Below are 24,893 nucleotides of genomic sequence, written 5' to 3'. Positions count from 1 at the left end.
GCTGAATAAAAAAGAGATCCTGTTGGATCTCTTTTTCATTTCAGTGCGGCTAACACTACTCAGGTGTAATGGAAGCGAGTGCCGAAGGCGCTGGGTTATTTGGTGTCGGTACACTGTTATTGGTTGCCAAAAGGGCGCTAAGCGCTTGTTGGCGATTGCCCTTGTTACCATAGACACTTGCAAGGTAGCTATCGAGGGCCGATTTTGTATGAGCTTGAATGTGTGCCGGACTGTTGCGCCATGCTTTTTGCACTTTAATCGGGTCATCGCTGGCGATGGCTGTGGCTAAGGAGTTATCTGGGCGAGGGGCAGTGTGGTTTGTGTTGTTACCAACAACAGCACGCTGTAACCTGACCGATTTCCACCACATGCCGAGTGTTAAAACCCAAAGCAACGCGAACAGTGAGGTGAGGAGTGGCCAATAACCCGCATCCTTCACTTCTACCACTTCTGTTTGCATGGGGAGTGCTGGCAGCGGCTCTGTGCCGTTGCTTTGTGCAGAGTTGGCATTCGCGGCGGCGTGGATCGTCTTTGCTGGGAGTGTCGCGGTGCGCTGAGTATGGTTTTCGCTATCCCACCAATTCACCTTCATTCCCGGAAGCGTAATATCACCTGCTTGACGCGGAATAAGCACCTGTTTGAGCGTCATCACTGTCTTTCCGTCTTGCTCATCAAAAACAGGACGTTCGTCATAGACACTGACAGACGCGGGATAGGCGATATCAATGGTCGGGAATTGGCTGGCATCCCTATCAGTAATGGCCAGCGTGATCTCGCGTGTGATGGCATCACCTACAGTCACTTCCTGCTCTGTTGTACTCCATTGCTCGCTCAAGGTTAGCGAGGGCGTCGGCAGCCACAACCCTTGATAATCACTAGGTATGGCTCGAACGTCTATCGGATAGTTGTCGCCCGTGCGTGCTACCGGAATGCCAAGGCCGGTTGGAAAACCACGGCGGTCATTACTGGCAACGGCACCTTTAAATCGACCGCTATACAAGGTGGTTTGGCTACCTTGCTGCTCACTTTCTGCGGTGATGGTGTATTTTCTTTCTAGCACGACAAATTGACGCCCTCCTATAACCGCTCGGTATTGGCGGTCCTCACCCAGTTGTTCAACGATTAACCCTTCACCGTATGGTGCTTCAATGGTGATATCGCTGACTTGAGTCGCGACCATGACTTGCATGGTATAGGTGGCGCTTTGTTGCGGATAGAGGCTATTGGTGCTCAAGCTTGAGTCAAACAACACGTCTTGGGCAAGGCGATCGACTGATTCATTGTCAGCAATTACGTCGAGCGGAATAGCTTGAGTTTGTAAGCCATCCACCTTGAGCGCAGGGATTTCCGTAACGGACTTGTTTTGTACCATTAACGGAATCGTGAATCGCGTTTCGTTGTTACTTACCCCATTGATGTTGCTGTAGCTAGATTGTGCGTTGACACTGCCGACAACAAAGCCATTAGCGAGGGGAGTTATATCGAGATCATTTTTCCGGACTCGGTCGTTGACTACGACCGTGACAAAGAAGGTTTCGTTGACCTTTATGCTCGTGGAACTGGCATAGGCAACCGCCTCTCGTGCTTCCTCCTCGGCGAGGGCGTGTAGGCTGATAACAAGTGTGATGATGAGTAGAAGCGTTTGTTTAAATATATGTTTTACCATTCTGTACTCTCCGATGAGGGACGAGGACGTTCGCGCGCTTGTAGCAAGAGTTGGTTGCGTAGCAAGGTCGCTCGGTCATCAGGGATTTGATCAAGTTTGTTGAGGACAGGATTCCCCTCGGTGAGCTGACCGGATTCTGTTTGCGAGGCGGCGGGTGCCTCAGCCTCGTCATCCGATTGCTCTGAGGGATCCGTCTGTTGCGCGCTGGCCTGCTGAGAGGTGTCTTCTTCCGCAGAGTCCGTTTGCTCTGAAGCATCAGCGGCTTGTTGTTCGGGTTGGGTGGATTCCGCGTTCTCCGCATTAGCCTCTTGGGACTGGCCTGTTTGACTATTGTCACCCTGGGGAGGCTCGCTCGGTTGCTCGCCCTGTGCGCCATCTTGAGGCTGTTCTGTGTTGCTATCTGAGCCCGCAGGCGCTTGGCTATCACTCCCTTGCTGCTGATCTTGCTGGGCATTGTCCGAAGGGGTGTCCTGACTCTTTGAACTCTGCTCGCCCTGTTGATCGCCGTTTTGAGGATTGTCCTGTTGCTGATCACCTTGTTGTTGGTCATTACCCTGTTGTTGCTCATCTTGCGCTTGCTGATTGAGCAAGTCTTCAACAATGTCGAGGTTATGACGGGCATCTTGGTGATCCGGCTGCTGGTCAAGAACCTTACGATATAAAGTCGCGGCTTTCTCTAACTCGCCGGTTTGTGCATAAGCGTTGGCGAGGTTGTAGTCTGCACGGCCATCGCCAACGGTTTCAAATGCAGTAACAGCGGCCTCAAAATCGCCTTGCTTGTAGAGCGCGCTTCCTCGCAACATCGGGTCGTCTGATAAGTTAGCGGCCTGTTCGAACTCATCATTGAGCAAGTGCTCATAAGCTTGAGTTTCTCTGTTTTTCCATAGTGCAGCTTGCGCCGTTTGGGGTTGAACCAGAACAAGAGGCAAGAGGGCCATCCATATCGCCCCTTTTCTAAACGCAAACATCGCGATACCGGCCACTAGCCAGACTAGCCAATAGCCATCATTGATGACTTGAGTGGCTAACGTACTGGCATTGTTGTCTTCTTGCGTGTGTTGCTGTTGTGACATCAAAAAGGCACTCAGACGTTCCACATCCTGGTTATCATTACGGAAAGGCATGTAAAGCCCACCAGTATCGCGGCTTAGGCTCCGTAGACGTGAAGGAACGAGCCGAGACACTACGGTGTTGCCTTGGTTATCCGTTAGCATCTGCCCATCGAGATTGAAGATGGGCGTCCCCTGTGTTGTCGATACTGGGTAAGCGGAGAACCGATAGCGCGTGTCGGCGAGTAAGTCTGAGATGGCGTTTTGTTCGCGCTCGCTGATCCCAGACGTAATCAGCACAATATCACCATGCAAATAACCGGCTTGCGTTAGCAAGTTGATCGCTTGCTCCACGCCTGCTGCGGCATTCTTTCCCTGTAACGGCATGATAGCGGGAGACAGGTTAGGCAGTTGGCTGCGAATCGTCGCGGTGTCATGCGTTAAAGGGCTGACAACATAGCCATCTGCGGCATAACTCACCACGCCTGTATAACCATCGCTGAGCGTGGGCAACAGATCCATGATTTTGAAAATGGCCTGAGATGCACGGTTGGGCTTAATGTCATCACCCAACATGGAGAGCGACATATCCATGACCAAGACACGTGCGCTATCTGATTGCATCACAGGTGCATCAGCTTGCCGCCAGTGCGGGCCAGAGAGCGCAAAGATCGCGATCACCCATCCCGCGGTCAGCCAGCCTGCGCTTAGTCCGGGTAGCTTGGTGTTACGCAATCCTGTTTTTTTGGCTTGTTGATGCGCTTGCTGAAGGTGCGTTGCGATCAAGGGGCTCTGCTGCTGATGACGCTGTCGAAGCCAATAGATAACGGGCGCTACTATGAGCCCAATCAGCCAAAGTGGATAGAGAAAATTAACCATAGCGCCTCCTTAACAGCATGATGACGACAAACATGGTGAGGAACATTGCGAATGGGTACATAAAGAGGTCATGGCGGGGACGCCAGACTTGGTTGGCTTCTGAGATTGGCTCTAACGCATCAATGATGTTGTAGATGTTCGCGAGTTCCTCTTGATTGCGCGCTCGAAAGTACTGGCCGCCAGTCATTTCGGCCACATTGGTCAAGGTCTCTTCGTCGAGATCCCATGATGGATTGACCGTTTCATAACTGAAGAAACGACGGACACGCATTTCGTCGGCGCCCACACCGACACTGTAAAGCGTGACGTCACTTTCGGCGGCTAACTCGGCCGCTTCAACGGGTTCAATCACGCCAGCGGTGTTGCCACCATCACTGAGTAAAATCATGACCCGTTGTGGCGCATCACTCTCGATAAAGGTTTTGGTGGCAATCGCAATGCCTTCGCCAATTGCGGTCATTTGGCCGACGAGGCCGAGCACGAGCTGGTCTATTTGTTGTTGAAGACTTGCGATATCTAAGGTCAATGGCGTATGCAAGTAACCATGGTCAGCAAACACAACCAATCCCAATCTATCGCCTTGTCGGTTCGCAACAAACTCACTAAGTACTTCTTTGACTGCGGTGAGACGATCGATGGCATTGCCGCGCTTGTCGGTCATGTCTTCGATATCCATCGAGCCAGAAAGATCGACAACTAGCATGACGTCGCGGTGCTCTGATGGCACGCTGATCGGTTCACCTAACCAGACGGGGCGAGCAAGTGCGACGACTAAACAGAGCCAAGCGGCAATGAGCAAACCGGGTATTAACTTGGGTTGCTGTTTAACTTCGGCTAACCCTTTTGGAAGGCGAGCAAGGCGCACAGACAGTACCTGTTGGACTGCCGGCATTAACCAGCGCAACAGAAAGGGCACAGGGATCAGAGCGAATGCCCAGAGGTGAGTAAAACTAAACATGATGCCCCCCCTTTATCGCATTCACATCTAAGCTGTTTAGCCACTGTTTAGCGGCATCGAAGCATTGCTGCCATTCACGATCAGAAAGCTGATGCGTTCCATAAAGCGTGGCAATCCAGAGTGATTCAATGTCGGCAAACTGTGCGTTGTTGCCTTGGCGCTGTAGCCAGTGTAGCCACGCCTTTCCTTGTAATGAGGCGACCTCTTGACGAGGAAAATAGCTTAATGCTGTTTGACGTAGCAGTGTGTTTAGTGCAGTAAGTGATTGCTCACTTTTAATCTTGCCCAGAATGCGTAAGGCCTCTCTCTTTGCAGCGTGTTTTTCTGTTGACGATCTTTGCCATCTTATCGCGAAAAAAAGTACCGTCGCGATGGTCATAAAACTCACGATGATCACCAGCCAAAAGCTTGCAGGTAGTGGCCAAAATGAGGGTGCTTGCGGGAAATGGATATCAGCAAGTGGTAAATCAGTTGGCATCTTTTCCCCCTAACTGACTCAGCAGTGTGTCTCCGGCAGAAACAGAAAAGAGTGGCGCGCGCAGAGAACGAGCGAGTTGTGCCAGATGTTCGCAATGCTGCTCAAAGCTGAACTTGAGTGCGTCGCGCGTCGACTTCATCCCAAAGCTCACTTGCAAGGTTTGGGTTAAGTCACTTAACCAGCTTTGGCCACGATAAGCCGTATCGCCTTGCTCGAGTGGGTCGAAGATGTTGACCAGTGTCAGGCGATTATGTTGGCTGAGCTGCTTAAATTGGCGCTCATTGTGGCTGTTCAGTTGGCTGAAATCACTAAGAACGATAATGTCACTGCCCTTTGGGCACAATTGATGAAGCTGTGACAGTGTCTGAGTGAAAAGGGGCGCTGGTGTTTTATCTTCTGATGCGGAACGCAACGTCGCCCTTTCTACCGAGAAAGCTTGCTGTTGGCGCATGGCGTTAATGATACTCAGCGGCCCTTGTTGTCGTGCTGTCGGCTTACATTCAGTAAGTGAGTGCTCGCCAATCACAATCGAACCAATTCGGTCTTTGTTTGCGACGGTGAGCCAGCAAATCAAACTTGCCATATGGGCTGCCTGTACTGACTTGTACAGCAATGTCGATCCAAACTGCATGCTGGTTGAAAGATCCACGACAAGCATTACCGGGCACTCTCGCTCTTCTGTAAAGAGTTTCGTGTGTGGCTTACCGGTGCGGGCGGTGACACGCCAATCAATTGCGCGAATATCATCCCCTTGTTGATAAGGGCGTACTTCGGCGAAGTCCATTCCCCGACCTTTTCGGTGAGAGAGATGTTGGCCACTGAGTTGCGACCAAATACTTAACGCAGGAGGTAACCAGCGAACTGATTGCCGTTGATAGTACATGAGCTCCGCCAGCGACAAATTGATGCCGTCACTATGGGGAGGAAGAATCATGCGCTGGTCACCCACTTCAGAAGTTCATCGATGATACGGTCTGGAGACACGCCTTCCGCTTGGGCTTCATAGCTGCGCAGCAAGCGATGGCGAAGTACAGGGTAAGCCATCTGCATCACGTCATCCGGGGTGACGAAATCACGACCCTCTAACCAAGCATGGGCACGTGCGCAGCGGTCTAACGCGAGTGTGGCGCGCGGGCTGACGCCCATCTGCAACCAGCTTGCGAGTTGGTCGTTGTAACGCTTGGGCTCACGCGTTGCCATCACAAGACGAATGATATATTGCTCGACGTCTTCTGCCATGTGCAGGTTAAGCACAGCGTGACGCGCGGCAAAGATGATTTCTTGGGTGAGGTGAGCGGGCTCTTCCGCGGTGATTCCCAAGGCTTCGCCTCGGTTGAGGCGCAAGATGTTCAGTTCGCTTTCGCTATCTGGATAATCGACTTGAAGTTGCAACAAGAAGCGGTCGAGTTGGGCTTCGGGTAATGGGTAGGTACCTTCTTGCTCGATTGGGTTTTGTGTCGCCATGACTAAAAACAGTTCAGGCAAGGTGTAGGTTTTCTTACCAACCGTGATCTGCTTTTCTGCCATCGCTTCTAACATCGCCGCTTGCACTTTTGCCGGGGCGCGGTTGATTTCATCGGCAAGCAATAAAGAATGAAAAACAGGTCCAGCCTGAAACTCAAAGTTGCCTGTTTCTGGGCGATAAATGTCTGTACCTGTTAAATCTGCGGGCAGAAGGTCTGGGGTGAACTGGAGGCGATGAAAGCTGCCTTCAATACAGTCTGATAGCACTTTGACTGCGCGAGTCTTCGCAAGACCCGGTGGCCCCTCTACCAAGATATGGCCATCCGCTAGCAGTGCGATGAGGAGTTGCTTGACCAGCTCAGGTTGGCCGATGACTTGTGACTCTAAATAACGGTTTAATGACTGAAAGGCGGCTGTTGAAGATACTTCGGTCATGTAAATCTATTCCTTGTTACGTATATTCTGATTGTGTGCCTAAGGCTTAGCTATTTTAGTGCTTAAAGCATCATGAAGTCGCTTGAGTATATATGGTTCCGGTTTGTGACGGCTTCAAGTGAGAAGGTTCAGCGAATTTCTGAATGACGGCACGCACTTGGCAGTAGGACAACATGGTGTCGTATGCTGTCCATTGTGACCTTAGATAGCGCGATTGGTTTCGTTTCAAATCGTAATCATTTGTGTTCGGCTCGCAATGTCTTTGCTGAAATGAGCGGTGTTTATTCCAACCTATCACATGGCCTGTTTTTCTCTTTCATACCCGCGCTCGAGCAGTGTCGCATTTATAACGATAGAGCGAACAGTAAAAGCAAAGGGAGCGAAAGAATGCTGAAAAAGTTACCGAATAACACCATGGACGCTACTTTATTGGGCTCGATATTGAAACGCTCAGCAAACAGGTAGTTCATCACTGCGGGAGGCAGCATGGTGAACAAGACCATCATCTGCAAATGCAATGTGGGAAGAGGGATGAGAAAATAGATGACGGCGAACGCAACCGCACCAGTGAGAAGAGATTGGAGGCTGGCAAAAATCCCGATACCCAAACCGCTTAATCGCATTCGGGTCATTTGTGAACCCAGTGAGAGTAGCATGACAGGCACAGCGGCTTGTCCGAGTAAGCTGGTGGCTTCATAGAGTGGGGTCCATAATGGGATGTTACCAAGGTTAAAGATCATGGCTGCAACCGCAGCAAGGAACACCGGCATGGTCATCATTTGCTTTAACGGGTTACCGTTACTGAGTAGTGCGAGCCCGATACTAATATGGGCGCAGGCAGATACGACAAAGAGTAAGACGGCTGGTGCTAGCGCAGTGTCACCAAAGGTGTAAGTAAATAGAGGAATAGCAAGATTACCACTGTTGCGAAACATATGAGGTGGTGCCCAGGCTTTAAAGTTGAGCTTGAATACGCGACAGATGGGTAACATCAATAGCCCGGGTAGCAATGATGCAATAAGAGCGGCATAAATCAGCGGTAATTGCTGGGTATCCAGTGGCATCGTTGCGAGAGAGGAAAACACCAGTGCGGGTACAAAGGCATCCATATTAATGCGATTGATTGGCTTAAAGTCAGGTTTGAGCCAGCGCCCGACGGAATAGCCGACCAAGACTAAAGCAAATACAGGAAATAGAATGGCGACGACTTGTTGCATCATAGGTTGAACGTCCTTGTACCGCTTTCAATTCTGCGTGTTTCATTTGCGCACCCGATAAGACAGGAGTGCTGAAAAATTCAACATAGCATCTCTTTACGCAGCTGTAACGCAAAATAAGGTTGGCGAAGACGCCGTCGATAGAGAAAGACAAAAAGCGCCAAGAGAGGCGCTTTGGTGTGGATGTAGTGAGAGATCAGAAGTGTAGTTGAATCACTGAAACAACGATACAACCTGGACGACGAACACCTTCGATTTCTACTTTAATCTCCCGTTCGATTTCAAGTCCTTTTCGTACGGGGGTCACTTTAGATAAGGTGCTGACCGCCCGAACACGGTTACCCGCTTTAACAGGGTAAGGAAATCGTACTTGGTTTAAGCCGATGTTCACGACCATTTTGGCAGTGGGGAACAGGGTATTATCAGGATCCACACTGTCAGTTAAACGTGGCAGTAGAGCGAGCGTGAGAAAACCGTGTGCTATCGTCGTTTTAAACGGAGATTGGGTTTCGGCACGCTCGGGATCGGTATGGATCCACTGCATATCTTCAGTCACTTCGCCGAACTGATTGATACGCTCTTGGTCAACCGTTATCCAGTCACCAGTATGGATGACAGTGTCGAGTTTTTCTTGCAGTTCCTCAAACAGGGCTTGAGCTTCAGGCTTGAGTGCAATCTCTGGTTTTTTGGGCGCGTCGACTTTTAATGTGGGCGCTGCGTTCGCTTCGTTTGCTGACTCGTCTTTATTGCCATCAAGGAGGGCATCGAACAGGTGGCTTTGGTTCGCTTTGAGTTTGAGCTCTCCCCAGTAATCACGAATGGGCGTAACTTTTTGCATTAAGACCGCATGGCGCTTGGAAAGCGACTCGCTGCGATGTTTCAAAATATCGGTTACTTTCATGTTGGATACCTAAAAGAGTACTTATCTACCCAATATTGTGGATGACTTCACAAATTCAAGCAATGACTTTCGGGCGTACAGGTGTAGCATGGAATATGTTAAATGTTTTAATATCAATTGCTTATGTTTTTGTACTCTGTTTTTTAAATTTGAGATTCGAGGTGAAAATCACACTTGTCATACCACATTATAGTTTAAAATATGTTTACAAAATCTAACATCTAGTTTTTGAGACATAAAAGCGTTTGCGTCACTGCGTATAACTATCGACCACTTTGAGTGAAACTTGAGCAAACGGCTTTTTGAAGCTGATTTAGGGGTTTACAGTGTGATGTGTCATCGCTATTATACGCCGCACTTACGGAGAGATGGCTGAGTGGTTGAAAGCACCGGTCTTGAAAACCGGCATACGTTAATAGCGTATCTAGGGTTCAAATCCCTATCTCTCCGCCAAATTACAGAAAACGCCTGCTGAGTAATCAGTGGGCGTTTTTGTTTGTGCGCTTGCTGCCCGGGATTTCAATCCCCCTATGCCTAGTCTGGCTCCACCACATTTAGAAAAGCACGCTGAGAAATCAGCGGGCGTTTTTGCTTTAACACACTCTCTATGCGAAGCGCCTAGCGGCCCGATCTCGGCGTCATGAAGTCGCTTGAGTATAATGTTTTGTTACGATAAGTTATGTGAATAGCGCAGTGCTTTCCTTACTTGAGTGTTTAGATAGAACTCTATTTAGGGTATGATTCAAGACGAAAAGCTAGACATTTCGCATGCAGCCCGCCCAGTTTACCCTATAAGCAAAAAGAAATGTGATATAGATAGTCGAATAGAAAAAACATGACGCTAAATACGCAATTTTTTGCATTGACCGAATAATGTCATAGTGTAAATTGACCCATAGAATTACGGTTTATCTTATTGGGTACTGCACCATAAATTTATTCTCATAGTTAATTGTATTCTAACGCGCTTTTAGGTCTCACTACAGATCAATATTTCTTTCCGGAGTAACCTTTATCCGTACGTTTTATTGTTCTAAAACGCTTTCAAATTGTCGATGATGCTGAGCCTAGTGAGTAATGAAGAATCATAGTGTCTATTCACTATGAAGGTCTAATTTCAAAAAATAGGTAGTACTAGCTTATGGATATGAGTCCTTCGATTAAAGATATTTCATCTAAAATTAAAGCAGCTAGGGTACTGTGCTCTAAGACGCAACAGCAAATGGCTGATGAATTAAAAATAGCAAGACAAACCTATCTTGATATAGAGTCTGGACGCACTGTACCGCGTGTAGACGCATTGGAGAAAATAGCACGAGTGACAGACTTTCCGCTTATTTGGTTTCTTGACTCAAGAGAGAAAGATACTGGGTATATGAACATTAAGGAAAGCAAAGAAGTCATTGATTTCCTTGTAACTATGTCTAAGTTGCCATCAGACTCTCGTCGTGAGCTGCTACGTTCTAGTCGTCAAATGGCCAACTTGCTACTGTCGTATACGTCAGATAGCCAAATCCGTCAGGCGGGATAAGTCGCGCCACTGTCATTGTATTCTATCGCTCGGGCTTCCCTTTTTTGTTGCACCTATCAAGGTGCTTTTTATGCTCGAGCAGTCCACTTATCTATTCTTAGTATCAAATCAATCAATATCCAAGGGCATTATGGACTTTGATGCTTTATTTCTTGTTTTTTCCTAACGATATTTAAGTTAATCAACTAACATTTCCGTTAATGTACGTTTTTATTTTGTGTGGTGTATTTAAGTGTGCTTTAGTGTCTTGATTTTTAGTCAAGCATTGCATGCTTAAACTAATTATGCAGATGAAGAAGTATGAATATAGTGATATTTATATTCACTTGGTCACTACCATCGTACTGGGTGTGAATTATATTTTCCGTCGAGATTAAATTGTTTTCGATTGTATTTTGTTGAATAGATTGAGAATGCTAAGCCCACAGAGTAGTATGGTGGCTTGAGTATATTCTTTAAACAGAAGAAACAATGACTGAGAAAGCAGTACTTAATCGGCCTAGCGACGCCTACTTAAATGAGCTGGAATTTGTCTTTTCTGAACTCGAAGACAATGTCGCATTGTCAATGAGCTATGTCCGTCGAGTTTTAAGGCTAACACCGAATATATTGGGTGATAAGTTTGATGGAATTAGCCAATCGACGCTGCTGAAGTATATGCAGGTCTCCTACAGCGGTCGTTGCCCCCAGCACGTTTTAGCCGCATTTAGTTGGGTGACTATGATGCCGATGGCCATGTTTTATCATGGCCCTCAGTTACACCGATATTATTCGGGAATGAATGAGACGAGTATCAAGGCCATTATTGAGGCGGCAAGACTACCTCTTGATCAGTTTCTTAGCGTTTTGGATATTATTATCCGAGTACTTACGGATAAAAATCGAGAAGAGCATCTGGCATATCGGAAGACTCAGCAGGCAGTGCAAGCGCTAAGCTATGAAAACATGTATCCACCGCAGACATTAGACATCGATGCCTTTGCAGAAGATTATTACTACTCCCTAGCCGTCGTATTCAAGAGGTTGCGAGTGAACAGTGGCTTTGATGCTGAGTTAATGGCACGCGTGTTAGGGATCTCTGTGGGTCAATATGAACAGCTTGAGAATGAGCGAAAAGTCGTTTCTATTGGTGCTTCTTTAGGCGCGCGAACGATTTTGGGTTTTCAGCTTAGCGGTCACACACAATTTACGTCAGAGATGCGCGTTTTTCCTCAATTTCACCTATTGCGCAATGCGCAACAAGCGCGAGACAATTTAATCGTTGACGTCTACCGAAGACTTACCTCGGAACAACAGCTGCTGGTCTCTGAATTGATCAGCAGCGTTTCATCCTTATATCGATAGGCCAACCCATAAAGGGTTGGCCGTGTTAGCCCACTAACTTAATGTGGGGAGTGTCTTTTCAATATGTACTGACGTTGATGCTAACAGTATTAATGCGTTACTGACTTTTTCTGGGTGTTGTAAATGTGCGAGATGGTCCGCTGCCTTTATTTCATGGTAGCGAGAGTTGGATACTTGCTTTGCGAATTGTTTGACTAATGTTGTTGTGCAATAAGGATCATGCTCTCCTGCACAAATTATCGATGGAATAGTTAAGTTGAGGTTTGTTGGTGTGTGCATAAGTAAGCGTACACTATTGTCGTAAAACATTTCCAGTCGCTCGTCTGGCAGATTAGAAATAGATTTAAGCATCGCTTTTTTAATCACTTTACCCCTAGGGATTGTTTCGTTGTCAGATAATAAATTCTCCACAAACGATCGAGCAAACGTTTGTTTGTCTATCATGGTCGCCGCCATCACTTTTTTCGTTGCCTTTCGACCAGTGCATGGAATTCCAGGCACGCCAACGCTCACAGAAAGTGATTGCGCGCCTGACCAAAGGTCACAAATTTCAACCGCAATGGCTGTCGCGTAAGAAAAGCCAATAACATGGGCTTTTTCAATCTTCATGTGAGTAATGAAATCCAAGAGTAACTGAGCTTGCTCCCGTATTGTAACCGTAGGTTCTATCGGGTCTGCACAGCCGGTGCCGGGTATCTCTACGGTTATGCAAGTCAATGTTTTTGAAAAGCTATTGGAAAAATTCTCGACAGATTCTATGTCCTGCAGCGCACCCAATAAAAAGATAGCGACTTGATCTGTCGCTTCATTTTTATGAATAGTATAGCGATATTTTTTTCTGTTTAAAATGATATTTTCCATTTCGACGTCCTTATTAATAACGTGTCTAACCACATGGATATTTTCTTCAGGCAAATAAGCTGAATAGGTTTGGTGTTAATAACAGGTGCTTTGCTGGGCTAAATATCAATAAGTTATTATCGAGGATCTAAAAGGTGACGGCTTGTCGTGTCTTTATTTCTAGTCATCAAATAACCATTGAAACCAACCATGAATTGACAAAACACCAAGCTATTAAACATGAGTCATCTTTTTTTTTCATGTGGCAGCAGATAAAGGCGACTTAATATTGGGAATTAATGAATGGAAATATAACTGTGTGTATAGTAAGTGCTCTAACGTTTTAAATTGTTTCAATCCCGACGAATTTATTTTTATACTCAAACCACCTCAAGATACTTGTTCAGCGAGAATTTCTAGGTTTGTCAACAAGGCACTGTTTTGAAGATCTAGTGGACTAAATCAAAAAACAGTAACGACGGTGACGAGCCTAGAAAACTCGCCCTTCGGGAAGCGACTAGCGCCCCGATTTCTGCGTTAAAGGTGTTTGAAAGGGAAAGCCATTCCTTCACACCTTTGCCTTGGTATCTTTACCTTGACTTCGACGCGCTAGGCCGCTTCTGAATCCTGCATCTTGAGGTGGTTTGAGTATAATATTGTTTTGTTTCCTTTCGAAGAAAAGGAAACGACATAGGATCAGAATTAGTATTTACTCAATGAGTATAGACACGTCAGCAAGGCACGGCTTTGTGGTATTAGTGGGATGAAGTAAGTCATGCCAAGGCGCGAGTGTAGTAGCGCCTATCAGCATGATTTGGTTATCGTTGAGCCAAATAGTTGTGGCATGATTGTGCATGCACCATATTTTCTAGTCGTTTATCTAAATCGTTATACATGGCTTCAAAATAGCGATTCCCCATACTGATCCGCTTTACACCTACCTGGCTGAGTGTGGTGAAATCGGGTAAGTCTGGCATCGCCATAACATTTAACGGGAGTAAGCACTGTTTTGCTACCGCCTCAATGTCACTGAGTGATTCGATGAAAGGTACAAACAACCCATTTGCGCCTGCTTGTGCGTATCGTTGTGCTCGTTGAATCGTCGCTTCAACCGCGTTAGGTTGTTGGGTGACATAGACATCTGTTCTTACGTTGATGAACATTTGTTTGGCACTGGCTGAAAGGTATCCTTGCGTTGCTTCAAGGAGGCTAGCAAATTGGTCAGCATCGAGAAGTTGTCGGCGTCGTGACGGGGTCATAATACTGTCTTCAATGTTGATTCCGACGACGTTGAGCTCTGCGAGCTGATTGATATGGCGGGCGATGTTTTTAGGATCTCGGCTGTAACCTGCTTCAATATCCACGGTAAGTGGCAAACACGTGACGTGTTCAATTCGCTCAACCATGAATCGATATTGAGCAAACGGCATTACTTCCCCGTCTGGATAGCCTAACATGGCCGCGATAGCGGCACTGGATGTGCCAATCGCTTGAAAACCTTGTTTTTCCGCTAGCCTAGCGCTAACGGCATCCCAGACATTCGCCAGTATGAGTGGGGTCTCTTGGCGATGCATTGCCGTGAAATTCATCGTGTTTCCTAATCTGTTATCAGCGAGATCGACTCAAGTATCTAGAGGTCGTTTGAGTATTTGTTATGCCTGATTACGCCGAGTGTTGGGTAGCGATTAAATAATTTTTGCGACGAGCATTGGGTAATTGAGGGGGTTGCGTATAATCATCCAACACTCTGATAAATATGACGCACTAGGTATGATTCGCAATAGTTATAAGAAGTGGTTTCAACACTTAAGATTGGTAAGTGTTTTCACGCTTGCTGTGATGGCAGTCATTTTACTGCAATGGCCTTTTGCGTTTTTGTGCCCCATGTTTTGCTTACATTTAGTCGCGTTACGTTTACCAGAGGCACCGATAAAAGTCTATTTGGGGCATTGGTTGACAGCTATTATGGGCACTTTAGTGGCCATAGGTATCGCGAGTCTGCAAGTCGTATCACCATGGTTGCTCTTGGTAGGAATGGCATGCGCTATCTTTTTATATCAGCGCAGTGATCGTCTGCAACCCGATCCTATGAAAATGACATTGAGAATGATCAGTTTGGTACTGGTTTGCGCAATAGCAGTAGTGAACCCAACTATCCTTCTCCCTTTTGGCTATGGGCTGCTGTTTAACATTGCGATAGCCATGTTAATGAGTTACTTGGTGGTGAAGTGCTTGCCGGCGCCAAAAACTGCATTAGCTGATCAACCGATGGGGACGCCTGCCAATACGCCTATTTGGCACAAAGAGTGGCTTATCCTGCTGCTGTTTATGCCAATGATGATGGTGTTCATCGCTATGGAACTCAATCAATATTATGTCGCCCTAGTGACGATCTGCGTGATGGCGCTTTACCCTGAGTTAGAGAAGATCAAACAGACAAGCCGTGATTTTGTTTTGGGTAACTTGTTGGGAGGCGCTATTGCGATTGTCAGTTACTTTATTTATACCGCTTTCAAGACAGAAACAAGTAATCTGGTGCTATCCATTGTTATTGTTGCCTGTTCATCTCTATTAATTGCAATAACGCTTTTTAATATGAAAACAAAGGCGATAGCGCACTATGCATTGTCTCCTTTTGCCCTCTTGCTAGTGCAGTCTGAACGCCTCGGTTTCAATATTTTTACTAGCTTCGAGATTCGCCTATTGAGTGTGATGAGTGCCGCGCTTTATATGGTAATCGCGATGTGGGTGGTAACTTCTGCTTATCAATGTTGGCAAGCGAAGTATCACCAAAATAACTAGCTCTCTATACTCAAGTGACTGTGAGATGCAGGATTCAGAAGCGATCTAGTGCTTCGATGGTAGACATAGATATTCTCGCTGAACGAGCATCATGAGTTCACGCGAGTAAAGGATCCTTATCTGTCAACTTGCTGATAAATGAACTCCCTCAACCATTGATGAGATGCACTGTGTTGATGCTTCTCATGCCACAACATACCCACTTGAAACTCGCTGTGTGCAACAGGACAGGGTACGCTGGCAAAGTCGTTTAGACGATGCTGCACCATTCTCGAAGGGACGAGGGCGACCAAGTCTGTCGTTAAGACAATGTCCGGCATTAATAAGAAAGAAGACACCGTCATTGACACGTTTCTGCGCAACCCCATCTTGAGCAAACGTTGGTCGATAGGAGTGTGAAAGTGTCCACCTTTTAAGGAGACGATAAGGTGGTCGAGGGCGGCGTATTCTTCAACAGTAAGATCGTCATGGATGCGTGGGTGATTGGGACGCGCAATCAGCAAATAACGCTCCTCAAACAGATGGCGAGACTTCAGGTCGGCTGGCGCTTCAGTCGGGCACATAAAAATCAAATCGAGCGATTGGCGATACATTTGTGAGGCGAGATCGTTGAAGTCGAGTGACATCATCGACACATTGATCGATGGCGCTGCGTCTCTTAGTGCATTGATCAAGGGTGTGAGGATTGCCGATTGAAGATAATCCGTGGCCGCAAGGGAGACATTGAGCTGCGCTGATGTAGGGTCAAACACTTGGTGTTGATCAAGCGTTTGCTGTAGCTGTGAAAGAGTCTGTTTTAGTTCTGGTAGCAATGCCTCTGCCTTCACTGTTGGCGTAACACCACGATGGGCAGGCACGATCAGCGGGTCATTAAAGTGCTCCCTTAATTTATTGAGTTGCGCGCTTACCGCAGGTTGGCTGAGGTGTAAACGTTCGGCAGCCTTGGTGACATTTTTCTCTTCTAAAACCGCAACCAAGGTGTTCAATAAATTCAGATCGAATCGACTATTCATCATGCTTATAGCAACCATTTCCTTTGGTGATTTCACAATGCGTGAGCGCATCGGCAAGCTAAATGCCGGAGTATACATCAGCTTGCGTTGTAAAAACCTGTTATCAAGGAGAGAAGTATGACCGCGAAAACGATTCTTGTTGTTTCAGCACACCCAGAGCCGACGTCACTGACGCACTTTTTGGCCCAAACCAGTATTGAGCTACTAAAAGCACAGGGGCATACCGTGCTGGAGTCTGACCTCTATGCCATGAACTGGAAATCAGAAGTCGATGGGGCGGATTTCCCATCTAGGGTAAACCCAGAGAGACTCACCATCGTCGCGGAATCACAGCATGCGTTTGCTAATGGGCATCAAGCAGAGGAAGTGGCCCTTGAGCAAGAGAAGTTGTTGGCTGCCGATGCGGTAATCTTCCATTTTCCACTGTGGTGGTATGGCATGCCCGCCATCATGAAAGGGTGGTTTGACCGCGTTTATGCCTATGGATTTGCCTATGGGTACAAAGGATTGGGTAATGCCCTGCGCTATGGCGATGGTGTGTTTAAAGGCAAACGAGCGATACTGTGTGTGCCGACGGGCGGCCCAGAGATAGACTATTCACCACGCAGTATTAATGGCCCCTTGGATCAGCTGTTGTTTCCGATCACCCATGGCTGCCTATTCTATCCCGGTTTTTCTGTATTGAAGACGCATGCTGTCTATGGCGCAGCAATGTTAGAGACATCGCAAGTCGATGACATCAAACACGCTTGGCAGCAACGCTTAGATGGCCTCTTCGATGAAGCGCCTATCCCGTTCAGAGCCCAAAACAGTGGCGATTTCCCCGATCAACATGCGTTGGCAGCACACATTTTACCGGGTGAAGAGGGCATTGATATTCACTTAGACGCCACCCGTGCAGTGCCTACAGCATAGAGATATTGCGTGCTGATCTAACAAGCGGACTGCGTGCGAGTTCATGTCTCGTTTCTGACGATTTCTTACAAAGCCCGACGAAGCCTCACGACTCTTTTATCCTCAATGGGTATAATCGAAGGGTGTAATCGCTTTCACGGGTGAGACCATGAAATCTTGGAACATAATTCGTTGTTGTCTAACAGGTGGCCTTGGGTTGTTACTGTCTTATGCGACGTTTGCAAAGAGTGAACAAACGCATTTTGATGCGATGCATGATAAACCCTGTCAGAGTGTGGTGTGTAGCGCCCCAATAGCACGAGAGCCTGTAGCTCCTGCGTTAGCTGAAGTGCCAAAACCACCCAGTAATGCGGATGCTATCAGCCAAGCGATCTACTTTTTAGGTAGCATTGGTATGGCTGAAAACTGTGGTCTGCGGCTTCATCGTAAAACAGAAAATGATGAAGATTGCGTACCAGAGAGGATTCAAGAAGGCAGTCAAGATCTTCGCGATTTTTAGCGTTTACCGTCCAACACAGATTGGAACATAAAAAATAAAGAAAAAGCGTGGCAGCGGGCAACCCAATGGGTTGCCCGCTTTTTTGCTTTTGTTGCGAAGTGGAACTGGGAAAATAGGCAAGTCGCCATGACCTATGAAGAGGTTGTGGAGGCTTTTGAAGCGCAAAGCAAGTGCGTCGAAACCTAGAGACATCAAAACCTCGAAAAATATTGCAGTTTCAACCAATTGAGACCAGTGATTTACTCTTCAGAGCGATTGTACCAGTAAGATATGCTTTCGATACGGAGTCCCGTTAATACAAATTAGATCACGACCGCAAAAAGTAATAACGTTTAACTAAAATCACATTGTAAAGCCTCTGCTCTCTCGAATATTACCCTACTAGATCTCGAACAAGACAATAATTCTATCTAATGTTTTCTTCATTTTAAAAGGAGAAAACGATGGGCGGGAAAGCAGTCAAGCTAGGCGACATAGGGACTGGGCATGATGGTTTCCCTCCAACTCCAGTTTGTGGCGGTTCATCTAACGTATTTATTGATGGTAAACCGGCTGGACGTGAAGGAGACCCGCTTGTTCCTCATTCGAAACCAAAGCATCCCCCTCATGGGCGCAGTATTTCCAGTGGCGCCTCTTCCGTCTTTATTAATGGTAAACCTGCTGCCTTACAAGGCGGGAGTGTTAGCTGTGGTGGTGTCACCATTGGCTCTGGCACAGTAACGATTGGGGACCAGCCTGCAGTGCCAACATTAGAGGTTGAAGAGATCGCACCAGTCAATCTTCCTCGATACAAAGAAGAGTCTTCAAATCAGGCTCAATCCATATTAACAAGATCAAGCCAATCACTGCTCTCCCACCCATTAGAAAGTGCAGCGCATTCTAATAAAATTGATCCTCTTGAAATCATCAATAGAACCAGCCAACCACTGTTCAACAATGAGGATGAAGAAAAAGAGAAAGTTTTCTGCAAGTCTTGTCTTCGCCCTGCCGGTGACATAGAGGCCAATGAAGCACCTGAGCCAATTAGTAACTTCGGTGTCTTTGAGTTTTTCAGCAATATGATTTTTCCCAAAGCGCATGCAGCAGTCCCGCTGCCTCCTCCAACAGTTTTACAAGGCTCGATGGCGACCTATGGCACAGGAACAGCGATTTCAAAAGCCAATGATGAGCTAGCAATTGAGTTAACGAAAGCCGGTGGCAACCTTAAAGATGCCGTTCTCGATGACTTTACGCTAGCGATGAGACTACCCCCTGGTCCAGCTATTGCGGCAAGCCTTAGTTTGCTGTTGTTTCGACCTGATGATCATGGTGATGATACGCAGTTTGATGATGAAGAGCTTCGAACAATGGGACTCGTTCCCTCCCGCATTCGAATTGAAATTGAGCCACCGGCACAACCAGGTTGGTATCCCGTTGTCAGGGCATTTCACGCAGATAGTACTTATATTCCAACCAAAAGGGTGGGCTATGACAATAACGGTAACTTGAGTGTTCAACTTGAAGACGATGGCCCGACAATATTTTGGACGCCTGACTCACCTGATTTCGAGATACCTAGCAATACAGGCCACCATGGAACTGAAGACTTACACCAACCAATCTATACAACCCCCATCCCAGACCAAGCCGTCGGTCATATCGAAGTCTACCCCATGCCAGAAGAGCGTACTTGGCGTGACTATATTTTGATCTTCCCCGAAGATTCTGGGATTAAGCCGATATACGTTGTCTATCAACGTACTCGGGATCAAAAAGGACAGTATGCCCCTGAGCCTAATAAACCATACACGAGTTTAACTCGACCGAGTTTAAGAGCAGGCACACGACGAGCAATAGAGGCCGCAGCTGACAAAAATGCGGCAGGGCAGTTTGTCGATGAAAATGGCATACCAATAAAAGAGTGGCACTATGGACATAAAACAGGGCATGAGAATAGGCGTATTCTGGTAGCCGCTGAGCAGTTAGGTATGACGAAAGAGGAACTGAATGATTTTGTGAACAGCCACCCAGAATATTTTCAAATTGAAGAAAAATATAGAAATTTGAGTCATAAAGATGAACTTCTAGGTTACGACCAGCTTGATGATATCCTATTAGATATGGAAGATTTTTTGAATTCAAGGAGATAACACCATGGCAGTCGAAATGCTAAGAGCAATCACTCAAGATAACTTTGATGAAGTAGCAAAGTTGATTAAGCAAGGGTTCGATATTCAAGAAATCTCTGCAAAAGAGCATTGGACTTACCTACACACATCGTTACGTAGCCTGAGACGTAAACCATCACCCAAGATGCTGCAATTTTTAATTGACTCAGGGCTAGACGTTAACTTGCAAGATTGCTACGGCGCAACACCGTTGCAATATGCCGTTCAAAATAGGCACGGAGAGTGTGTGCGAGTATTACTCGAAAACAACGCTAATCCCAATACCCTTTGTGAAGATGGAAGAACCCCCTTAAAATCGTCGTATCGTGGAAGCAACGTAGACCATGATGTCATTGAGTTGCTTATTAAGTATGGGGCCGATGTCTTTGCTGTAGGAACAGGTAGTATTCCGACAAAAGACCTGGCGTTGGAACAAGCAGAAGTAAGACAAGACGAAAAGCTCAAAACTATTTTCGCTAAGTATTAACTACCAACACCTTATACACCGTGGTTCGACTGCACCCCAACTGTTTACTGATGGCATGCTTATTCATGCCTTCAGCGGCTAAGCGACGGATCTCATTGTGCAACGTTTGATTGGGGAAACGGCCTAAATGCCGACCTTCTGCTTTGGCTCTTTCGCGTCCTTCGTTGCAGCGCTGCAAAATGCGTTTGCGCTCCATCTCGGCGAATGCTGAAATCATGGTATAGATAATCCGCCCCACATCGCTGTTAATATCGAGATCGCCTAGGCTATGGAAAACTAACCCCGTGGCGTTCTCAGCTAGCTGATCTGCGCTAATAGTTTTAACAACTGCAAAATGTAACCTCATTACATTCACTCTCGCTATCTTTCTGTCGCTTAGAGCAATCCCCTCTTTGCCTGTTGCACTTCTGTTTGGTTGTGTGATCATGCCGCGCTGACTATTGATGAGTTCAATAATTATGAGCGTTCTATCACGGTTTTGTCAGATGAAGTCTTGTAACAAAATCCATTTGATCAATATTAAATGTATCAATGTTACATTCATAAAGAGTCTGGAGTTTTATGACAAGCAATCTATTGGACTGTATCCACCGAGAGCAAAACAGCGACACGGTGCAACTTTCGGCGCTGCCGCTGGCAGAGACGCTGCGTTTACTAAATCAACACGATGCCATGGTTGCCGAGTGTATCGCGCAGGAGTTAGCGTCGGTTGAAGCGGCAGTCAACTTGATCGTTCGCCAAATCAAAGCGGGCGGTCGACTGATATACCTTGGTGCAGGGACGAGTGGTCGACTAGGTGTATTAGATTCTGCGGAATGCCCGCCGACGTTTGGTACGTCTCCTGAACTGGTGCAATCCATTATTGCGGGTGGGTTAGAAGCCATGTTGGCGGCGGTTGAAGATGTGGAAGATGACCGTGACGCTGCGATCTATGAACTAACCCAGCGACACTTGACCGAAAAAGATGTGGTGATGGGGATAGCGGCAAGTGGACGCACGCCATTTGTGGTTGCCGGTATGCAGTATGCCAACAGTATCGGTGCGAAGACCATTGCACTGTGTACACGGGGTGGCGGCGAAATTTGTGATCTTGCCGATGTCGCGATAGCGCCAGATGTGGGCGCAGAAGTGCTGTCGGGGTCGACGCGCATGAAATCAGGTTCGGCACAAAAAATGTTGCTCGGGATGATCAGTACCGCGGTGATGATCCAGCTAGGTAAGGTGCATGGCAATCTGATGATTGATGTTGTCGCGAGCAATGAAAAGCTGCGAAAACGTGCGGAAGGCATCGTAGCGCAGGTGTGCGAGGTAGATATCGACACTGCTGCTGCTTTGCTCTCGGTCGTGAAGTACAACGTACGCGCTGCCATTTTGAAGTATCAGTTAGATATCAGTGCTGCAGAAGCGTTAGTGATGGCAGCGAAACCGTTCAAGACATTGACGTCGCAACTCGAGCAAGCATAAGGAGTTCAGCATGGGTAAGAAAATAGAGCATCTTGAAAATATCGCCTCTGCGATTGAGAAACACATCGGCGGACTGGATAACGTTGCGACACTGACGCACTGCATGACACGGGTTCGCATCGTCTTAAAAGATCGCAGTTTGATGGACATGGATGGCTTGAAAAAGTGTGATGGTATCAGTGGGGTCGTCGATGCTGGTGAACAGTATCAGGTGATCGTGGGTATGGGCACGGCGGGCAAAGTACACGGGGTATTAAACAAACGCTATCAGGGTGACAGTGCTGTTGATGATCAAACCTTTGCACCACAAAAACTCACTTTGCGCGGTGCACTCAACACCTTAGCGGCGATTTTCGTTCCGACGATACCAGCATTGATAGGCTGTGGTTTGGTCTTGGGACTCGTGAATATCTTTAAACTGCTTGCGCCCGGTGTGGTCGAGGCCTACCCAGATATCTTCACCCTCTTTACTGTAGTGGGTCGCGTGGTGTTTGCGGTGCTCTCTATCATGATTGGTATGAACACAGCTAAAGAGTTAAAAGCGTCTCCAGCGATTGGTGCGGTGATGGCGGGGTTGTTGATGTCGCCAAGCCTTGCCAATGTCACGCTGTTTGGCGAAAAGCTCACTCCAAACGGTGGCGGTCTATTTGCCGTATTGATGGTGTGTCTGTTCTCGTCGAAGTTTGAGGTGTGGTTCCGTTCACGGTGTCGCGAAAGCCTCGACCTTATCTTAACGCCTTTGGTCACCATCATGGTTTCAGCGTTTGTCGCGCTGTTTATCATGCAGCCCATCGCGCATACGGTGAATGTTTGGTTAGGCAGTGTGGTGTCAACGGCGCTGTTAGGTGATTCTGCGGGCTCTGTCGCGGTCGGCGGTGTGCTGGGTGGTGGTTTCTTATTCCTGCTTTTAACCGGTTTACACCAAGGATTGATTCCTATTCATGCGCAAATTTTGGAAACCTTTGGTTTAAATTATCTCTTCCCTATCTTAGCGATGGGAGGCATGGGACAAGTGGGTGCCGCTGCATATGTGTACCTTAAAACCAAGAATGCACGACTAAAGAAAACCATTGCGGGTGCGTTGCCTGTTGGTATCGTGGGTGTAGGCGAACCCTTGCTGTTCGGTGTATCATTGCCGCTAGGTAAAACCTTTATCGCGGGCTGTTTGGGCGGATTTGCGGGTGGTGCGTCAATTGCCGCATTTAAGATTGGTATCATTATTCCATTTGGTACTGCGGGCTTATCACTCTTGCCGCTGGTGGGTGAAGGGCAGATTGGCACCTTTGTGATTTCAGTTGCGATAGCTTGGGCAGTTGGCTTTGTGGCCAGCATGCTGCTCGGTTTTACTGACCCAGAAAACTAATCTTTCGAGGACGAAATGAGCGAGATAGCAAACAAAGTGACGGCACTGATGGAAACAGGTAGCCCAACCGAGAGAAAACTATCTCGCTTAATTGTCGAGCGCCATTTTGATATTACCGATTTAAGTGCCAAGGCATTGGGCGACATGTGCGATGCGAGCAATGCCTCTGTTGTTCGTTATGCACGCAGCCTGGGTTGCAGTGGTTATTCGGAATTGAAAATGGCGCTATATGGCAAGAAAGACCAGCCTGTAGACTCCTCAGAACTCTACCAAACCCTTGATAAAGCCGACTCTACGCCAGAGTTGATTGCGAAATCCAAGTCACTCTTTACCTCTGGGATTGAACGTTCACTGGATTTGATTGATCCTGACGTACTCGATCTCTGTGCTGAGAAAATTATCCGTAGCGGCAAGGTCGTGTTGATTGGCATTGGCGCTTCCGCGTTGGTCGCGGCAGAGATCAACCATAAGTTGATCCGTATTGGCATCAATGTGCAGTTTAACGTTGATTATCACTCTCAACTGGTGCATGCGTCGCTCATGAAGGCCGACGATGTGGCCATTATCATTTCTGCACGCGGGAATACGAAAGAAGCGATCATGGCTTTGGAAAGTGCCAAAGAGGCAGGCGCATCAGTGATCGCGCTCACCCGTTACGGCAAAGATAAAATCTCGCAAATGGCCGATTGGGTTATCCCCTATTTCTACAATGAGCAGCATTCGCAACTTGGCATCGTGACCCCGCAATTAATGCAGAGTGTCGTGTTTGATGTGTTGTTCTTTAAAATCACCGCCATGATGGGGGATGACGTCGCTCACCCGCTTTCAAAAGCGATCTCTACTGTGAGTCGCACTCAGAGTTAATTGTGCTTTTTTCATCGATTTCTTGATGATGTCGAAAATCTTCAATCCTTGTTGGTTGGTCAGCGATAGTCTGTGCTTGAACTCAACAAGGAGAAAGCACCATGACAGCACGAATCGATTATATGGCGGTAGCGCCAGAAGCACTCAAGATTTTACTTTCACAAGAAGCCTACTTGGCCCAGCACTTTGCTGACAGTCAAACCCTCTCAGTGACCCTATGGGAGTTAGTAAAACTGCGTATATCGCAAATCAACCAGTGCGCATTTTGTATTGATATGCACACCAAAGATGCACTTAAGTATGGTGAGACACCAGAACGCATTATTGGCTTGAGCGCATGGCGAGAGATGCCGCTTTACACTGTAAATGAGCGTGCAGCGCTAGCATGGGCAGAGCAGTTAACAGCGGCAAAAGCGGCATCAGATGAGATGTATCAGCATACGTTGGCGAAGTTGGGTGAGCGTGGTATCGTCGACCTAACGATAGCCGTCAATGCGATCAACAGTTGGAACCGTATTGTGAAAGCGTTTCAACCCGTGGTCGGTGAGTATCAACCTAGCTAATTACAAAAGGCGTG

At 47.2% G+C, this 24,893-nt stretch carries 23 protein-coding genes and 1 tRNA gene; 12 read left to right on the top strand and 12 right to left on the bottom strand.

Going from position 1 to position 24,893, the window contains the following annotated elements; genetic code table 11:
* Positions 1-55: 55 nt before the first annotated feature.
* From TSUB_RS24410 to TSUB_RS24375, 8 genes are all read right to left on the bottom strand, one after another.
* Entirely contained in the window at positions 56-1,666 is a 1,611-nt protein-coding gene (locus TSUB_RS24410) for a BatD family protein (RefSeq protein ID WP_087024045.1), read from the bottom strand.
* The gene (locus TSUB_RS24405; RefSeq protein WP_087024047.1) at positions 1,660-3,594 is read right to left on the bottom strand and encodes a VWA domain-containing protein; all 1,935 of its coding nucleotides are present in this window, start codon (positions 3,592-3,594) and stop codon (positions 1,660-1,662) included. Before TSUB_RS24405 ends, TSUB_RS24410 begins: the two co-directional genes overlap by 7 nt.
* A complete protein-coding gene (locus TSUB_RS24400) occupies positions 3,587-4,552 on the bottom strand; it encodes a vWA domain-containing protein (RefSeq protein ID WP_087024049.1) in 966 nt (321 codons plus the stop codon). The genes TSUB_RS24405 and TSUB_RS24400 overlap by 8 nt, the downstream gene beginning before the upstream one ends.
* Positions 4,545-5,030: a DUF4381 domain-containing protein gene (locus TSUB_RS24395; RefSeq protein WP_087024051.1), complete on the bottom strand. Its 486-nt coding sequence runs from the start codon at positions 5,028-5,030 to the stop codon at positions 4,545-4,547. The genes TSUB_RS24400 and TSUB_RS24395 overlap by 8 nt, the downstream gene beginning before the upstream one ends.
* On the bottom strand, positions 5,020-5,964 hold the full coding sequence (locus tag TSUB_RS24390; RefSeq protein ID WP_087024052.1) for a DUF58 domain-containing protein: 945 nt from the start codon (positions 5,962-5,964) through the stop codon (positions 5,020-5,022). The genes TSUB_RS24395 and TSUB_RS24390 overlap by 11 nt, the downstream gene beginning before the upstream one ends.
* On the bottom strand, positions 5,961-6,929 hold the full coding sequence (locus tag TSUB_RS24385) for an AAA family ATPase (protein WP_087024054.1): 969 nt from the start codon (positions 6,927-6,929) through the stop codon (positions 5,961-5,963). Before TSUB_RS24385 ends, TSUB_RS24390 begins: the two co-directional genes overlap by 4 nt.
* Before the next feature lie 344 nt (positions 6,930-7,273).
* Entirely contained in the window at positions 7,274-8,149 is an 876-nt protein-coding gene (locus tag TSUB_RS24380) for an AEC family transporter (protein WP_087024056.1), read from the bottom strand.
* 193 nt (positions 8,150-8,342) lie between these two features.
* Positions 8,343-9,047 carry a MaoC family dehydratase gene (locus TSUB_RS24375; RefSeq protein WP_087024058.1) on the bottom strand — a complete coding sequence of 235 codons (705 nt, stop codon included), beginning with the start codon at positions 9,045-9,047 and terminating at the stop codon, positions 8,343-8,345.
* Positions 9,048-9,409: 362 nt separating this feature from the next.
* On the opposite strand from TSUB_RS24375, the gene TSUB_RS24370 reads away from it, so the two are divergent.
* From TSUB_RS24370 to TSUB_RS24360, 3 genes are all read left to right on the top strand, one after another.
* Positions 9,410-9,500: transfer RNA gene (locus tag TSUB_RS24370), tRNA-Ser, on the top strand.
* A 688-nt stretch (positions 9,501-10,188) separates the two neighbouring features.
* The gene (locus tag TSUB_RS24365) at positions 10,189-10,578 is read left to right on the top strand and encodes a helix-turn-helix transcriptional regulator (RefSeq protein WP_087024060.1); all 390 of its coding nucleotides are present in this window, start codon (positions 10,189-10,191) and stop codon (positions 10,576-10,578) included.
* 471 nt (positions 10,579-11,049) lie between these two features.
* Entirely contained in the window at positions 11,050-11,922 is an 873-nt protein-coding gene (locus tag TSUB_RS24360) for a helix-turn-helix domain-containing protein (protein WP_087024062.1), read from the top strand.
* A 33-nt stretch (positions 11,923-11,955) separates the two neighbouring features.
* Here TSUB_RS24360 and TSUB_RS24355 read toward each other — a convergent pair whose 3' ends face one another.
* Together TSUB_RS24355 and TSUB_RS24350 are read right to left on the bottom strand one after the other, a co-directional pair.
* Positions 11,956-12,783: an alpha/beta fold hydrolase gene (locus TSUB_RS24355; RefSeq protein ID WP_087024064.1), complete on the bottom strand. Its 828-nt coding sequence runs from the start codon at positions 12,781-12,783 to the stop codon at positions 11,956-11,958.
* 797 nt (positions 12,784-13,580) lie between these two features.
* Positions 13,581-14,351: an isocitrate lyase/PEP mutase family protein gene (locus TSUB_RS24350; protein ID WP_087024066.1), complete on the bottom strand. Its 771-nt coding sequence runs from the start codon at positions 14,349-14,351 to the stop codon at positions 13,581-13,583.
* Positions 14,352-14,646: 295 nt separating this feature from the next.
* On the opposite strand from TSUB_RS24350, the gene TSUB_RS24345 reads away from it, so the two are divergent.
* Positions 14,647-15,564 carry a hypothetical protein gene (locus TSUB_RS24345; protein ID WP_159064982.1) on the top strand — a complete coding sequence of 306 codons (918 nt, stop codon included), beginning with the start codon at positions 14,647-14,649 and terminating at the stop codon, positions 15,562-15,564.
* Positions 15,565-15,680: 116 nt separating this feature from the next.
* Here the strand turns inward: TSUB_RS24345 and TSUB_RS24340 are convergent, their stop codons facing one another.
* Entirely contained in the window at positions 15,681-16,580 is a 900-nt protein-coding gene (locus TSUB_RS24340) for a LysR family transcriptional regulator (RefSeq protein ID WP_202819770.1), read from the bottom strand.
* A 114-nt stretch (positions 16,581-16,694) separates the two neighbouring features.
* On the opposite strand from TSUB_RS24340, the gene TSUB_RS24335 reads away from it, so the two are divergent.
* From TSUB_RS24335 to TSUB_RS24320, 4 genes are all read left to right on the top strand, one after another.
* A complete protein-coding gene (locus tag TSUB_RS24335; protein ID WP_087024069.1) occupies positions 16,695-17,492 on the top strand; it encodes an NAD(P)H-dependent oxidoreductase in 798 nt (265 codons plus the stop codon).
* Positions 17,493-17,640: 148 nt separating this feature from the next.
* Entirely contained in the window at positions 17,641-17,991 is a 351-nt protein-coding gene (locus TSUB_RS24330) for a hypothetical protein (protein WP_087024070.1), read from the top strand.
* Between the two features lie 443 nt (positions 17,992-18,434).
* Positions 18,435-20,120 carry a type VI secretion system PAAR protein gene (locus TSUB_RS24325; RefSeq protein WP_087024072.1) on the top strand — a complete coding sequence of 562 codons (1,686 nt, stop codon included), beginning with the start codon at positions 18,435-18,437 and terminating at the stop codon, positions 20,118-20,120.
* 4 nt (positions 20,121-20,124) lie between these two features.
* Positions 20,125-20,625, top strand: a complete 501-nt coding sequence (locus tag TSUB_RS24320; RefSeq protein WP_087024074.1) for an ankyrin repeat domain-containing protein — start codon at positions 20,125-20,127, stop codon at positions 20,623-20,625.
* Here the strand turns inward: TSUB_RS24320 and TSUB_RS24315 are convergent.
* Positions 20,615-21,085 carry a recombinase family protein gene (locus tag TSUB_RS24315; RefSeq protein WP_414718407.1) on the bottom strand — a complete coding sequence of 157 codons (471 nt, stop codon included), beginning with the start codon at positions 21,083-21,085 and terminating at the stop codon, positions 20,615-20,617. The two genes, TSUB_RS24320 and TSUB_RS24315, sit on opposite strands and share 11 nt — an antisense overlap.
* Positions 21,086-21,186: 101 nt before the next feature.
* On the opposite strand from TSUB_RS24315, the gene murQ reads away from it, so the two are divergent.
* The 4 genes from murQ to TSUB_RS24295 all read left to right on the top strand — a co-directional run bounded on the left by murQ (position 21,187) and on the right by TSUB_RS24295 (position 24,879).
* Entirely contained in the window at positions 21,187-22,089 is a 903-nt protein-coding gene (murQ, locus tag TSUB_RS24310; protein ID WP_087024078.1) for an N-acetylmuramic acid 6-phosphate etherase, read from the top strand.
* Between the two features lie 10 nt (positions 22,090-22,099).
* Entirely contained in the window at positions 22,100-23,452 is a 1,353-nt protein-coding gene (locus tag TSUB_RS24305) for a PTS transporter subunit EIIC (RefSeq protein WP_087024080.1), read from the top strand.
* A gap of 15 nt (positions 23,453-23,467) precedes the next feature.
* Positions 23,468-24,316, top strand: a complete 849-nt coding sequence (locus TSUB_RS24300) for a MurR/RpiR family transcriptional regulator (RefSeq protein WP_087024082.1) — start codon at positions 23,468-23,470, stop codon at positions 24,314-24,316.
* Between the two features lie 101 nt (positions 24,317-24,417).
* Positions 24,418-24,879 (top strand): carboxymuconolactone decarboxylase family protein, encoded by a 462-nt coding sequence (locus TSUB_RS24295; protein ID WP_087024084.1) that lies wholly within the window; start codon positions 24,418-24,420, stop codon positions 24,877-24,879.
* Positions 24,880-24,893 lie beyond the last annotated feature (14 nt).

Source organism: Thaumasiovibrio subtropicus (genome assembly GCF_019703835.1).
Lineage (GTDB): Bacteria > Pseudomonadota > Gammaproteobacteria > Enterobacterales > Vibrionaceae > Thaumasiovibrio > Thaumasiovibrio subtropicus.
Note: the sequence above shows the minus strand (reverse complement) of the source record. Positions and strands in the feature narration are given on the sequence as shown.